The sequence below is a fragment of the Serratia marcescens genome, assembly GCF_006715005.1.
In the GTDB taxonomy this organism is placed as follows: Bacteria; Pseudomonadota; Gammaproteobacteria; order Enterobacterales; family Enterobacteriaceae; genus Serratia; species Serratia montpellierensis.
The window spans coordinates 2,711,448-2,724,835 of the sequence record NZ_VFMJ01000001.1 but is presented as its reverse complement, the minus strand read 5'-3'; the positions used below and the strand labels follow the sequence as shown (position 1 = coordinate 2,724,835).

16 protein-coding genes are annotated in these 13,388 nt (G+C 59.6%); 7 read left to right on the top strand and 9 right to left on the bottom strand.

Going from position 1 to position 13,388, the window contains the following annotated elements:
* The first annotated feature begins 100 nt into the window (after window positions 1-100).
* The 6 genes from potF (at window position 101) to rlmC (ending at window position 6,074) form a co-directional block, all read left to right on the top strand.
* The gene (potF, locus tag FHU12_RS13125) at window positions 101-1,210 is read left to right on the top strand and encodes a spermidine/putrescine ABC transporter substrate-binding protein PotF (protein ID WP_141969818.1); all 1,110 of its coding nucleotides are present in this window, start codon (window positions 101-103) and stop codon (window positions 1,208-1,210) included.
* A 120-nt stretch (window positions 1,211-1,330) separates the two neighbouring features.
* Complete coding sequence (gene potG, locus FHU12_RS13120; protein WP_141969816.1) at window positions 1,331-2,464, top strand: putrescine ABC transporter ATP-binding subunit PotG; 1,134 nt, start codon at window positions 1,331-1,333, stop codon at window positions 2,462-2,464.
* Between the two features lie 24 nt (window positions 2,465-2,488).
* Window positions 2,489-3,451, top strand: coding sequence for a putrescine ABC transporter permease PotH (potH, locus tag FHU12_RS13115; protein ID WP_141969814.1), 963 nt, complete (start codon window positions 2,489-2,491; stop codon window positions 3,449-3,451).
* Window positions 3,448-4,293 carry a putrescine ABC transporter permease PotI gene (potI, locus tag FHU12_RS13110; protein ID WP_025302238.1) on the top strand — a complete coding sequence of 282 codons (846 nt, stop codon included), beginning with the start codon at window positions 3,448-3,450 and terminating at the stop codon, window positions 4,291-4,293. The genes potH and potI overlap by 4 nt, the downstream gene beginning before the upstream one ends.
* Window positions 4,294-4,397: 104 nt before the next feature.
* Window positions 4,398-4,877: a YbjO family protein gene (locus tag FHU12_RS13105; RefSeq protein ID WP_141969812.1), complete on the top strand. Its 480-nt coding sequence runs from the start codon at window positions 4,398-4,400 to the stop codon at window positions 4,875-4,877.
* A gap of 69 nt (window positions 4,878-4,946) precedes the next feature.
* Window positions 4,947-6,074 carry a 23S rRNA (uracil(747)-C(5))-methyltransferase RlmC gene (gene rlmC, locus FHU12_RS13100; protein ID WP_141969811.1) on the top strand — a complete coding sequence of 376 codons (1,128 nt, stop codon included), beginning with the start codon at window positions 4,947-4,949 and terminating at the stop codon, window positions 6,072-6,074.
* On the opposite strand, the gene FHU12_RS13095 is transcribed toward rlmC, so the two are convergent.
* The 8 genes from FHU12_RS13095 to FHU12_RS13060 all read right to left on the bottom strand — a co-directional run bounded on the left by FHU12_RS13095 (window position 6,071) and on the right by FHU12_RS13060 (window position 11,323).
* Window positions 6,071-6,355, bottom strand: a complete 285-nt coding sequence (locus tag FHU12_RS13095) for a type II toxin-antitoxin system RelE family toxin (RefSeq protein WP_016928357.1) — start codon at window positions 6,353-6,355, stop codon at window positions 6,071-6,073. The two genes, rlmC and FHU12_RS13095, sit on opposite strands and share 4 nt — an antisense overlap.
* Window positions 6,345-6,596: a type II toxin-antitoxin system Phd/YefM family antitoxin gene (locus FHU12_RS13090; protein WP_016928356.1), complete on the bottom strand. Its 252-nt coding sequence runs from the start codon at window positions 6,594-6,596 to the stop codon at window positions 6,345-6,347. The genes FHU12_RS13095 and FHU12_RS13090 overlap by 11 nt, the downstream gene beginning before the upstream one ends.
* Before the next feature lie 101 nt (window positions 6,597-6,697).
* The gene (artJ, locus tag FHU12_RS13085) at window positions 6,698-7,432 is read right to left on the bottom strand and encodes an arginine ABC transporter substrate-binding protein (protein WP_033637816.1); all 735 of its coding nucleotides are present in this window, start codon (window positions 7,430-7,432) and stop codon (window positions 6,698-6,700) included.
* Window positions 7,433-7,630: 198 nt separating this feature from the next.
* A complete protein-coding gene (gene artM / locus FHU12_RS13080; RefSeq protein WP_025302241.1) occupies window positions 7,631-8,299 on the bottom strand; it encodes an arginine ABC transporter permease ArtM in 669 nt (222 codons plus the stop codon).
* Window positions 8,299-9,015: an arginine ABC transporter permease ArtQ gene (gene artQ, locus FHU12_RS13075; RefSeq protein ID WP_025159684.1), complete on the bottom strand. Its 717-nt coding sequence runs from the start codon at window positions 9,013-9,015 to the stop codon at window positions 8,299-8,301. Before artQ ends, artM begins: the two co-directional genes overlap by 1 nt.
* Window positions 9,016-9,024: 9 nt before the next feature.
* Window positions 9,025-9,756, bottom strand: coding sequence for an arginine ABC transporter substrate-binding protein (gene artJ / locus FHU12_RS13070; RefSeq protein WP_004928409.1), 732 nt, complete (start codon window positions 9,754-9,756; stop codon window positions 9,025-9,027).
* A 32-nt stretch (window positions 9,757-9,788) separates the two neighbouring features.
* A complete protein-coding gene (artP, locus tag FHU12_RS13065; RefSeq protein WP_038884338.1) occupies window positions 9,789-10,517 on the bottom strand; it encodes an arginine ABC transporter ATP-binding protein ArtP in 729 nt (242 codons plus the stop codon).
* A gap of 263 nt (window positions 10,518-10,780) precedes the next feature.
* On the bottom strand, window positions 10,781-11,323 hold the full coding sequence (locus FHU12_RS13060) for a lipoprotein (protein ID WP_141969809.1): 543 nt from the start codon (window positions 11,321-11,323) through the stop codon (window positions 10,781-10,783).
* Window positions 11,324-11,482: 159 nt separating this feature from the next.
* Between FHU12_RS13060 and FHU12_RS13055 the strand changes: the two genes are divergently transcribed.
* Entirely contained in the window at window positions 11,483-11,806 is a 324-nt protein-coding gene (locus FHU12_RS13055) for a heavy metal-binding domain-containing protein (RefSeq protein WP_004928400.1), read from the top strand.
* Between the two features lie 49 nt (window positions 11,807-11,855).
* Here FHU12_RS13055 and FHU12_RS13050 read toward each other — a convergent pair whose 3' ends face one another.
* Complete coding sequence (locus tag FHU12_RS13050) at window positions 11,856-13,382, bottom strand: DUF3300 domain-containing protein (RefSeq protein ID WP_141969807.1); 1,527 nt, start codon at window positions 13,380-13,382, stop codon at window positions 11,856-11,858.
* Window positions 13,383-13,388: the final 6 nt, after the last annotated feature.

The window sequence follows — 13,388 nt, the reverse complement described above, 5'->3', positions numbered from 1 at the left end:
GTTCGCGGTTGCAACGATTGCGCTCAATCAGGAAAGGTTTTGTATCGCTGCAGATACAAGTTCAATTCTATGATTCACCCTGTTTTGGAGGAAGTTACGGATGGTCACCCAACGTAAAAAGTGGTTATCGGGTGTGGTTGCCGGCCTGCTGATGGCCGCGTCCGTCACGGCGTCAGCCGAAGATAAAACGCTGCACGTGTATAACTGGTCCGACTATATCGCGCCGGATACCCTGGCCAAATTCCAGAAAGAAACCGGTATCAAAGTGGTGTACGACGTCTTTGACTCCAACGAAGTGTTGGAAGGCAAACTGATGGCGGGCAGCACCGGTTACGATTTGGTGGTTCCTTCGTCCAACTTCCTCGAGCGCCAGTCGCAGGCCGGCATCTTCGAACCGCTCGACAAGAGCAAAATCCCCAATTACAAAAATCTCGATCCCGAGATGCTGAAGCTGGTGGCGCATAACGACAAGGACAACAAATACGGCATCCCTTACATGATGGTGACCACCGGCATTGGCTATAACGTCGACAAGGTGAAGGCGGCGCTGGGCAAAGACGCGCCGGTCAACAGCTGGGATCTGATCTTCAAGCCGGAAAACCTCGAGAAGCTGAAAAGTTGCGGTGTTTCCTTCCTTGATGCGCCAAGCGAAGTCTACGCCACCGTGCTGCATTACCTGGGTAAAGACCCCAACAGCACCAACGCGGCGGATTATACCGGCGCGGCCAACGATCTGCTGTTGAAGCTGCGGCCGAATATCCGCTATTTCCACTCTTCCCAATACATCAACGATCTGGCGAACGGTGACATCTGCGTAGCGATCGGCTGGTCCGGCGACGTGATGCAGGCGGCCAATCGCGCCAAAGAGGCGAAGAACGGCGTGAACGTGGCCTATGCGATCCCGAAAGAAGGGGCACTGACCTACTTCGACATGTTCGCCATGCCGGCAGATGCCAAGAACAAGGACGCCGCCTACCAGTTCCTGAACTTCCTGCTGAAGCCGGACGTGATGGCGGACATCAGCAATCACGTTTACTACGCCAATGCGGTGAAGGACGCTACGCCGTTGGTGAACGCCGAGGTGCGCGATAACCCGAACGTCTATCCGCCGGCCGATATTCGCGCCAAGCTGTTCACGCTCAACGTGCAGTCGCCGAAGCTGGACCGTGTCATTACCCGCGCATGGACTAAAGTTAAAAGCGGGAAGTGATGATGGGGGATAGTCCCCTATCGTCGGTAAACCGGCAGGCGGGTGCCCCGCCTGCATTGCCGTTTTGGGCCACGGCGCTAGCCGTGGTTTTGTGCCGCTTTACGCCGGAGAGCACCCCGATTGAACGACGCTATCCCTCGCCCTCAAGCCAAGTCGCAGAAGGTTTTCACCCCTCTGCTGGAAATCCGTAACCTCACCAAAACCTTCGACGGGCAGAACGCGGTCGAAGACGTCAGCCTTACCATCTATAAGGGCGAAATCTTTGCGCTGCTCGGCCCGTCCGGCTGCGGCAAGTCCACCTTGCTGCGCATGCTGGCCGGTTTCGAACAGCCGTCGGAAGGGCAGATCGTGCTCGATGGGCAGGATATGTCGCACGTGCCGCCGTACCAGCGGCCGATCAACATGATGTTTCAGTCTTACGCGCTGTTCCCGCACATGACGGTAGAGCAGAACATCGCCTTCGGCCTGAAGCAGGACAAAATGCCGCGGGCGGAAATCGCCGAACGGGTGGCGGAAATGCTGGCGCTGGTGCACATGCAGGAGTACGCCAGGCGCAAGCCGCACCAGCTTTCCGGCGGCCAGCGGCAGCGGGTGGCGCTGGCGCGCAGCCTGGCCAAGCGGCCGAAGCTACTGCTGCTGGATGAGCCGATGGGCGCGCTGGACAAGAAGCTGCGCGATCGCATGCAGCTGGAAGTGACCGATATTCTCGAGCGCGTCGGCGTGACCTGCGTGATGGTGACGCACGATCAGGAAGAGGCGATGACCATGGCGGGGCGTATCGCTATCATGAACCGCGGCAAATTCGTGCAGATCGGCGAGCCGGAAGAGATCTACGAGCATCCGAACAGCCGCTTCAGCGCCGAATTTATCGGTTCGGTCAACGTCTTCGACTGCGTATTGCAGGCGCGGCACGACGACGCGCTGATCCTGCAAAGCCCCGGATTGCGCCATGCGATCAAGGTCGATCCGGACGCCTCGGTGGTGGATGGCGTACCGATCCAGGTGGCGCTGCGGCCGGAAAAGATCCTGCTGTGCGAACAGGTACCGGAAGACGGTTGCAACTTCGCGGTAGGGGAAGTGGCGCACATTGCCTACCTGGGCGATCTGTCGATTTACCACGTGAAGCTGCACAGCGGGCAGATTATCAGCGCCCAGCTGCAAAACGGCCACCGCTTCCGCAAGGGGATGCCCACCTGGGGCGATGAAGTGCGTCTGTGCTGGGAAACTGACAGCTGCGTCGTGTTGACGGTGTAGTGGAGCCGGTGAGGAGTAACCCGTATGACCCTGCTTTCTGAACGCACGCCGGAACCGCCGGCCAAAACGCCCGGCACCTTAAAGGCGCTGTTCCACCGCCTGCTGATGGCTCACGGCCGCAAGCTGGTGATCGCGCTGCCGTATTTATGGCTGACGCTGCTGTTCATGCTGCCGTTCCTGATCGTGTTCAAGATCAGCCTGGCGGAGCTGGCGCTGGCGGTGCCACCCTACACCGAGCTGCTGAGCTGGGCGGACGGCAAGCTGAACATCGCGCTCAACTTCGCCAACTACCTGCAGCTGACCGACGATCCGCTGTATATCGACGCCTATCTGCAGTCGCTGCGCGTGGCGGCGGTTTCGACGCTGTGTTGCCTGATCATCGGCTATCCGCTGGCCTGGGCGGTGGCCCACAGCAAGGCGTCAACCCGCAACATTCTGCTGCTGCTGGTGATCCTGCCTTCCTGGACCTCGTTCCTGATCCGCGTCTACGCCTGGATGGGCATTCTGAAAAACAACGGCATTCTGAATAACTTTCTGATGTGGCTGGGGGTGATCGATCAGCCGCTGGTGATCCTGCACACCAACCTGGCGGTGTATATCGGCATCGTTTATTCCTATCTGCCGTTTATGGTGCTGCCGATCTACACGGCGCTGATCCGGCTGGATTACTCGCTGGTGGAGGCGTCGCTGGATCTGGGTGCCCGGCCGCTGAAAACCTTCTTCAGCGTGATTGTGCCGCTGACGCGCGGCGGCATCATCGCCGGTTCGATGCTGGTGTTCATTCCGGCAGTGGGGGAGTTCGTGATCCCGGAACTGCTCGGTGGGCCGGACAGCATCATGATCGGCCGCGTGCTGTGGCAGGAGTTCTTCAATAACCGCGACTGGCCGGTAGCCTCGGCGGTCGCTACCATCATGCTGTTGTTGCTGATCGTGCCAATTTTGTGGTTCCACAAACACCAGAACAAGGAAATGGGGGGGCAGGAATGAACAACTTGCCGGTAGTACGCTCACCGTGGCGCATCGCCATCCTGACTGTCGGCTTTACCTTCCTGTATGCGCCGATGCTGATGTTGGTGATCTACTCCTTCAACAGCTCCAAGCTGGTGACGGTGTGGGCTGGCTGGTCCACGCGCTGGTATACCGAACTGTTCCACGACTCGGCGATGATCAGCGCGGTGGGGCTCAGCCTGACCATCGCCGCCGCTTCTGCCACTGCCGCGGTGGTTCTGGGCGCCATCGCCGCTGTGGTGATGGTGCGCTTCGGCCGCTTTCGCGGTTCGACCGGCTTCGCGTTTATGCTGACCGCGCCGCTGGTGATGCCGGACGTGATCACCGGCCTGTCGTTGTTGCTGCTGTTCGTGGCGATGGGACACGCTTTCGGCTGGCCGTCGGAGCGCGGCATGTTCACTATCTGGCTGGCGCATGTCACCTTCTGTACCGCGTATGTGGCGGTGGTGATCAGCTCGCGCCTGCGCGAGGTGGATCGCTCGATTGAAGAGGCGGCAATGGATCTGGGGGCGCCGCCGCTGAAGGTGTTCTTCGTTATCACCTTGCCGATGATCGCGCCGGCGCTGATCTCCGGCTGGATGCTGGCGTTCACCCTGTCGCTGGACGATCTGGTGATCGCCAGCTTCGTCTCCGGGCCGGGCGCCACTACGCTGCCGATGCTGGTGTTCTCCAGCGTGCGTATGGGGGTGAATCCGGAAATTAACGCGCTGGCCAGCCTGATCCTGCTGGTGGTGGGCATTCTCGGCCTGATCGCCTGGTGGTTTATGGCGCGTTCGGAAAAACAACGATCGCGTGAATTACAGCGGGCGGCCCGTAGCTGAATCGTAACAAACCTGCTATTTTTGCAATCAATAAGTATTGCAACTAACTACCTGACTTTACATGCGCCATCTGTATTGGTGGCGCGTCGTAGCGGAACACGGATATGTCAGACATGCTGAAAAGCGGGCAGGGAATGAGATCGACTTCGGATGCGCCGGTGCCGGTGATGGTGGCGGGTACCGCCATGGTCGCGATCAAGTGTATCAGTGTGGTGCTGCTGTTGGGCGAGCTGGGCGTCGACGGTGCGCAGGAGTTTGTCAGCACCAGCGCGCAGGCGTGGGATTCTACCTTTATTTTTCTGGCCGGCCTGATGCTGCTGTGCCTGCAAATCAGCTGCGGCTTTGCGGTGATGCGCGGGCGCAACTGGGGGCGCTGGGGTTACGTGGCCTGCCAGTGCATCGTGGTACTTTATCTGCTGTTGGCCACCATCGGCAGCGTCTTCCCCGAGGTGTTTACCGTGGAAGGGGAAACCAGCGGCCAGATTCTGCACGTTCTGATCCTGCAAAAGATCCCCGACGTGGTGATCCTGGCGTTGCTGTTCGTTCCTGCCGCCAGCCGCCGCTTCTTCGCCGCGCGCAAGTGAGATTTTAGGCGCGCGGAGTGGTAAACTCTGCGCCCTTAATTCGTCATCCTGAACTTCACGGTAATCTTCATGCATTGCGCTTTGTATACGGCGGGCACCTGCCGTTCCTGTCAGTGGCTGGAAAAGCCCTATCCGCAGCAACTGGCCGACAAACAGCATCACCTGCAATCGCTGCTGGCCGGGCGCGACGTCGCGCAGTGGCTGCAGCCGGTGGCAGGAGAGCTGAGCGCATTTCGCAATAAAGCCAAGATGGTGGTCAGCGGCAGCGTGGAGCGCCCGCTGCTTGGCATGCTGCACCGCGACGGCACGCCGGTCGATCTGAGCGACTGCCCGCTGTATCCCGCCGCCTTTGCGCCGATGTTTACGGTGCTGAAAAGCTTTATCGCCCGTGCGGGCCTGACGCCGTATAACGTGGCGCGCAAACGCGGCGAGCTGAAGTACCTGCTGCTGACCGAAAGCACGCTCGACGGCGGCGTGATGCTGCGCTTCGTGCTGCGCTCGGAAACCAAGCTGGCGCAGCTGCGCGCCGCGCTGCCGTGGCTGCAGCAGCAGCTGCCGCAGCTCAAGGTGATCTCCGCCAATATTCAGCCGGTGCACATGGCGATCATGGAAGGGGAGCGCGAGATCGCGCTGACCGAACAGCAGGCGCTGGAGGAACGGTTCAATCAGGTGCCGCTGTTCATCCGCCCGCAAAGCTTCTTCCAGACCAACCCGCAGGTGGCCGCCGATCTGTATACCACCGCCCGCGACTGGGTGCGGGCGCTGGGTATCGACAGCATGTGGGATCTGTTCTGCGGCGTCGGCGGTTTCGGCCTGCACTGCGCGCAGCCGCAAACGCGGCTGACCGGCATCGAAATCAGTGCAGAAGCGATCGCCTGCGCCCGCCAGTCGGCGCAGCGGTTAGGGCTGTTGCACGTAGATTTTCAGGCGCTCGATTCCACCCGCTTCGCCACCGCCGAAGGCCAGGTGCCGCAGCTGGTGCTGGTCAATCCGCCGCGGCGCGGCATCGGTCAGGCGCTGTGCGACTATCTGAGCCGAATGGCGCCGGACTATATTCTCTATTCCAGTTGCAACGCCGAGAGCATGGCGAAAGATATCGAGATGTTGCCGGGGTATCGCATCGAACGGGTGCAGCTGTTTGACATGTTCCCGCATACCGCGCACTACGAAGTGCTGACGCTGTTGGTGCGGCATTAAAGGCGCTTTTTGGCAGCCGTGTAAGCCGCTGAACGTTCGCGTTTGCCCACAGAAAGGACCAGAACCACGATCTCCGTCTCCATGATGCGATACACCAAACGAAAGCCTGAGGCTCTGAGTTTGATTTTGTAGCAATCAGGCAAACCGGCGAGTTTGTTGGCGGGGACGTGGGGATTAACCAACACGGATGCCAGCTTTTTTTTGAACTGTTCCCGGATCGCCGGGGACAGTTTTTTAAATTCCTTCAGTGCGTGTTCTTCGAATTCAAGCTTATAAGTCATCCAAATTGACCTTAATGCGTTTGCCGTTCATCCGTGAACGAACGATTTCAGCGAGTTCGAGATCTTCCAGGTACTCCGCGATCGCCTCCCAGGTTTCCGGAGAGACGTAATATCCCGAAATCTTACCGTTGGTCAGGACGGCGACCGGTTGCCCTTGTGCCTCTTTAAGGGCGGCGTTGGGCGATTTTTTAAAATCGCTGATGCTGACTGCGGAGTCGGCGAGAATGGGTTGAACCGTCATGATGTTATCCTTGATGCTAAATTAAGTATCAAATTTAGCACTAACCGGATGCGGTAGCAATCCGATGGAGCCGCCGAAGGAGGGCGACTCCACATGCGGACTTACTGCGGGAACCACTTGTCGTTGATGGCCTTGTAGGTGCCGTCGGCCTTGATGGCGTCCAGCGCGGCGTTCAGCTTGGCCAGCAGCGCCTGGTTGTCCGGGCGCACCGCGATGCCGAGACCGGTGCCGAAGTATTGCGCATCGGTGATGTGCTCGCCGACCGGCGCCAGCTGCGGGTTGGTTTTCAGCCACTCGTTCACCACGGCGGTGTCGCCGAACACGCCGTCGATACGGCCGTTTTTCAGCTCCAGAATGGCGTTCTGGTAGCTGTCGTAAGAGACGGTGTTAATCTCCGGGTGCTTGTCCTGCATGTATTTCTGGTGGGTGGTGCCGTTTTCCATGCCGAGCTTTTTGCCTTTCAGATCCGCCAGCGAGCTGAACTTGCCTTTTTGCGCGATCACGATCGCCGAGTTGGCGTAGTAAGGCTGGGTGAAAGCGACCTGTTTGCTACGTTCCGGCGTGATGTCCATACCGGAAATCACCGCATCGTATTTCTTGAATTTCAGCGCGGCGATCAGGCTGTCGAACGCCTGGTTGGTGAAGGTGCACTGCGCCTGCATCTGCTTGCACAGCGCGTTGGCCAGATCGATATCGAAGCCGACGATCTGGTTGTTGGCGTCCAGCGATTCGAACGGCGGGTAGGTGGCGGAAGCGGCAAAGCGGATGGTCTCGGCCGCGGTGGCGTTAAAGGTGATCCCGGCCAACATCGTCGCGGCAAGCAGCAGTTTTTTCATGCGTAGAGCTCCTGTCTGAATCCTGAAAGTGATTATTCGCTATCGTTTGTTTTTACTGGTAATCGCCAGAGGTTTTTGCGCGTGCGTCTGCTGATAACCCTGCCACTGAGTGAATTAAAATGCAATATAAATGATTAAATATTGCGTGGGGATAAAAAAAGCCCCGCACGATGGCGGGGCTCATGGGGGGCGGCGGCCTCAGTTGCGGCGTTCAAATGCCAGCGCGCGGCGCTCTACCAGCCGCATCAGCAGCGTCAGCAGGCCGTTAACGCACAGGTACACCAGGCCCGCGGCGCCGAATACCATGACGTCGTAGGTGCGGCCATACATCAGCTGGCTGTAGCCCATCACCTCCATCAGCGTGATGGTGTAAGCCAGCGAGGTGCTTTTGAACACCAGCACCACTTCGTTGGAATAAGACGACAGCGCGCGCTTGAAGGCGAACGGCAGCAGGATGCGCAGCGTCTGCCGGCGCGACATGCCCAGCGCTTCGCACGACTGCCACTGCCCGGCGGGAATGGCGCGTACCGCGCCATAGAACAGCTGCGTGGTGTAGGCCGCGCTGTTCAGCGCCAGCGCTATCATCGCGCACAGCCAGGGCTGCGACAGCAGGTTCCACAGCCACGGGTAGTCGCGGATCGCCGGGAACTGGCCGGGACCATAGTAGATCAGGAAGATCTGCACCAGCAGCGGCGTGCCGGTGAACAGCGTCACGTAGATCTTGACCAGCGGCGTCAGGATCGGCGTTTTTAGCGTCAGGATCACCGTCAGCAGCAGCGACAGCAGCAGCGCGACGATCAGCGCGGCGACGGTCAGCGTCAGGCTGGTGTGCAACCCTTTGAGGATCTCCGGTAAATACTCAATCATCAGACCGGCCCCCGCTCAAAGCGCGTGGCGCGCAGCTCAATGCGTTTGATGACGTATTGGCTGAACAGCGTCACCAGCAGGTAGATGGCCGCCGCGATCACATACCAGGTAAAAGGCTCCTGGGTGCGGGTGGCGATGCTCTTGGTTTGCAGCATCAGATCGTTCACGCTGATCAGCGACACCAGCGCGGTGTCTTTCAGCAACACCAGCCACTGGTTGCCGAGGCCGGGCAGGGCGTGGCGCCACATCTGCGGCATGATCAGGCGAAAGAAGATCGCCGCCTTGCCGAGTCCCAGCGCCTGGCCGGATTCCCACTGCCCCTGCGGCACCGCTTTGAGCGCGCCGCGCAGCGTCTGCGAAGCGTAGGCGGAATAGAGCAGGGCCAGAGCGATCACCCCGCACAGGAACGGACTGACTTCGAAATTGTCTATCGCCAACTGAATCGGCAACTGGAACAGACCGAGGTTGAGGGTAAAGCCGTCGGAGAGCATCAGCAGCAGCTGCGACGAACCGAAATAGATAAACAGCACCACCAGGATTTCCGGCAGGCCTCGCAGCACGGTCACCCAGGCGGTGCCGAGCCAGCTGACCGCTTTCCAGCGGGACGATTCCCATACGGCGAACAGCATCGCCAGAATCAGCCCGAGGATCAGGGCGCAAACGGCAAGGCCGACGGTCATGCCGGCGGCGCTTGCTAAAGGTTGTAATTCATTCATCGGGGCGTATTACTGCTGGAACCATTTTTTGTAGATGGTTTCATAGGTCCCATCCTGCTTGATCTTGTCCAGAGCGGCGTTGAACTTGCCCTGCAGATCGGTGTTCTTCTGGCGCACCGCGATGCCGAGGCCGGTGCCGAAGTAGTCTTTATCCGTCACTTTGGCGCCCACTGCCGCCAGCGCGTCATTCTGCTTCAGCCATTCGTTGACCACCGCGGTATCGCCGAACACCGCATCAACGCGGCCGTTCTTCAGATCCAAAATGGCGTTCTGGTAGCTGTCGTAAGGCACGGTGGTGATTTCCGGGTGCTTGTCGGTCAGGTATTTCTGGTGGGTGGTGCCGTTTTGCACGCCCACTTTCTTGCCTTTCAGCGCCGCCACGTCGGCGATTTTGCCTTTCTGCGCGATGAACAGCGCCGAGTTATCGTAGTACGGCTTGGTGAACAGCACCTGCTTTTCACGCTCCGGCGTGATGTCCATACCGGCCATGACCGCATCGAAACGCTTGAATTTCAGGCTCGGGATCAGGCTGTCGAACGCCTGGTTGGTGAAGGTGCACTCGGCCTGCATCTCTTTGCACAGGGCGTTGGCCAGATCGACGTCAAAACCCTGAATCTTGTTGCCGGCGTCAATAAATTCAAATGGAGGATAGGAGGCTTCGGTAGCGAAACGGATGGTTTCGGCTGCGGAGGCGGAAACGCTGATGCCGGCCAGAACGGCGGCGATTATTAGTTTTTTCATCGCAAAATCCCCAAATTACAGCAAGTTAATTGTTAGTGTGATAAGTAGTTGGCAAACTCGGTAGTCCGCGGCTGCGTAAAGTGGCTGCTGTCGCCTTGCTCCACCACGTGGCCGTTTTCCATGTACACCACGCGGCTGGCGGTTTTGCGCGCCACTTCCACTTCGTGAGTGACGATCACCTGAGTGATGCCGGTGCCGGCCAGTTCGCGAATGATGCTGACGATCTGAGCGGTGATTTCCGGATCCAGCGCCGCGGTCGGTTCATCGAACAGCAGCACCTGCGGTTCCATCATCAGGGCGCGGGCGATCGCCACGCGCTGCTGCTGGCCGCCGGAAAGGTGCAGCGGGAAGCGATCGGCGAAGTCGGTCAGGCGCAGACGCTTGAGCAGCTTGTCGGCGCGCTCCATCGCCTGAGCCTTGGTCAGACCCAGCACGCGGCAAGGCGCTTCGATCAGGTTCTGAACCACGGTGAGGTGAGGCCACAGGTTGTATTGCTGGAAGACCATACCGACGTTTTGGCGCAGTTCGCGGATGGCTTTCTCGCCCGGCGCCTGCTTGAAGTCGAATTGGTTGCCGGCGATCTGCAGTTGGCCCGAACGCGGCATTTCCAGCAGGTTCAGCACCCGCAGCAATGAACTTTTCCCGGCGCCGCTTGGGCCAAGCAGCACCAGGGTTTCCCCGGCTGGACAATCCAGCGTGATGTCAAACAGCGCCTGGTGAGCGCCGTAATAGCAATTGATACCGTTAAGTTGAATACTCATGCGCCAGAATTGAATAGACATTGATGCCGCAAATGTTAACTTCCACAGAATACTTATGCAATCTTTGTGCGTTAAAATTTATGAGTGTGCGGCGGGACAGTAAAAGATTAGCACAAGATACCGCGACTCAAGCCGAGGGAGGGGATTTGTGGTGCAGGCTGTGAGATCGGTAGCGAAATTTTTTCTATTGGACGAAATTTGAGCGGCTGGCGGCAGCGGGGATGACCGACGCGGCAAGCCCGCGTCGGCTGGGGTATCGCGGGTTACTGGTTTTCCAGCACCTGGCGTACGCTGCCGTTGGTGGCGTGCGCTGGAACATTCAGGTAGCGAATATCATCAACCACCCAGCAGGTGCCTTCGCGCACCATCAGCACTTCGTCCTGCCAGTTCACGGTGCTGTTGGCGTCTTTCTGGTAGCTCAAGTCAACGCGCAACGGGATGTTTTTCGCATCGGTGTTAGGAATGGTCGAGGCGCTGGCGACGGACGCGCTGCTTGGCCCCTGCGCATTGCCGGAGAACAGATCGCCGGTTATCCGATACTTGCCCGGGTTCTGGCCGGCGCTGACCAGATCCTGATACAGCACTTTGCTCAGGTAAGGTTGCAGCTGCGCCAGGCGGTTGCTGTCCGGCAGGCCGGCGCCCTGCTGGATGCGCAGATCATAGAACTTTTGCGCGACCGTATCCGGGCCGCCTTCCACACAGCTGCCGCTGCGAGTGCCGATATCCTTGTATGCCGGTTCCACCGTGGTACAGGCACTCAGCAGCAGCGCTAAGGGTAAAACAGCCGCAATCGTTTTTGTTTTCATCTTATTACCTTATGTGAAAGTCTCTACCATGAAGACCGATAGCTTACAGTATAAATGCGTTTTTTGGCCTTGCATTCGTACTGCGTGCCATTGATTAAGCGAACATAACGCCAATCTTCTGGTCATAGATACGTTGAATTAATCAAACAAGGAATTCTGATGCAGCTTTCAACTACCCCGACCCTGGAAGGGTTTACCATCACCGAATACTGCGGCGTCGTGACCGGCGAAGCGATCCTCGGCGCCAACATTTTTCGTGATTTCTTCGCCGGCGTGCGCGATATCGTCGGTGGCCGTTCGGGCGCCTACGAGAAAGAGCTGCGCAAGGCGCGCTTGATCGCGTTCGAAGAGCTGGAAGATCAGGCGAAAGAGCTGGGCGCCAACGCGGTGGTCGGCATTGATATCGATTATGAAACCGTTGGCAAAGACGGCAGCATGCTGATGGTGACCGTCAGCGGCACCGCGGTGAAAGTGAGCCGCTAACGCTATTCTCCGCGCCCCGGCCGTTCTGCCGGGGCGACGTCCTCTTGCTTTATCCCACCTTGTGCTGCTCGACGATCGGGCGGTGCTCCTGCGGTTTTACCGGCGCCGGCTCCTGGCGATGCTGTATCGGCTGAACGAACGACGGGCGGATCTGCGGCGCCGGGGCCGGATGCGGCATGACGCGTTCTTGCGGCATCGGCGTCGGGCGCACTACCGCCGGGTGCGGCGCTACGGCCGGTTCGCGCACCGCCGGCTGAGCGACGTGCGGCACGACCTGAACCGGTGGCCGCACGGCGGATTGATGCACCGGCGCGACGGTCTGCATCGGATGCGTCTGTACCGGGGCTGAATGCACGGCCATCGGCTGCTGCGCGTGGGGCGCCTTAGGTGCGGTATGCGTGAACGTCGGCATGCTCATCGGCTGCTGTACATGGGGCGCGTTGACCGATTGTTGCACGTGCGGCGCGGCCGCTACCGGCTGGGTATGCGCAAAGTTCGGCATGGTCATCGGCGCATGGGCTGCAGGCGCGACGCGCGGCTGTTGCGGCGCCGCGTTCGGCGTCGATTGATTGAAGCGCGGCGTCGGCGCGGCGGGGGTCGTATTGTAGTTGTTCACCGTGCTGGTGGTGCTGCGATTCACATTGTTGACGTTGTTATATTGGTTGATGTTGGTGACGCGATTCACCACGGTGGTGGAATGCGACACGTAGGGCGCATTGCGGTAGACCACCGGCTGGCGCCGATCGTCCCAGCGCATATCCCAGTTGTGCCAGCCGCTGTTGTGTTGGTTGAGCAAAGAGGCGACCGCGATGCCGACGCCGAAGCTGATCACGCCGGCTGCCAGCATGTCGCCGCCGCTGTAGCCCGAAGGCTGATACTGATAGCTTGGATAAGCCTGGATCGGCGTGCCGTAGGCCACCCAGGGATCGTAATGCGGGACGTAGACCGTATCCGGCTGGCTGGGCTCGATGACGATGGTTTCGCCCGGCGCCGCCACCACGCTCTGGCGATAAGACTGTTGCTCCACGTAACGGGTGGTGGGAGCCACGACGATGTGCTGCTGCGGGGTGTTTTTCAGCGTACCCTGGCTGGCCGCCCGCTGACGCATCACCTGAATGGCGTTCATCACGTCGGTGGGATCGTTGAGGTAGGCGCTGCCCAGGGCGGTGGTCCAGGGGATGTTCTTCGCCATCTGATCGAGCACGTCGGGGAATTGTACCAGGCCGCGTACGCTGGGATCCCAGGGCTGAGCGTCGGCCGCCGAGCTGAGCGCCGCCGGTTGCAATCCGCGGTTTTGCGCCAGCCAGGCATCCGCGGCGCTGATTTGGTCAGGGTAACCCGCGCCGGCCAACACTTGCGCCAGCAGTTTGTCGGGGAACAGCGCCACCGGGCTGACCAATTGGTAAAGCTGATCGGCGGTCAGCGGCGTATAGGCCGGTGTACTGGCATTGGCGGCGGGAGCGGCCGGGGGCGGTGTGCTCCCGCCCATCGCACCGGCGACTTTTTGCTGATCGCAGCCGCTGAGCGGCAGCATGGCGGCACAGAGCAACCAGGACAGATAGCGTGGCGTGAACATGTTCGA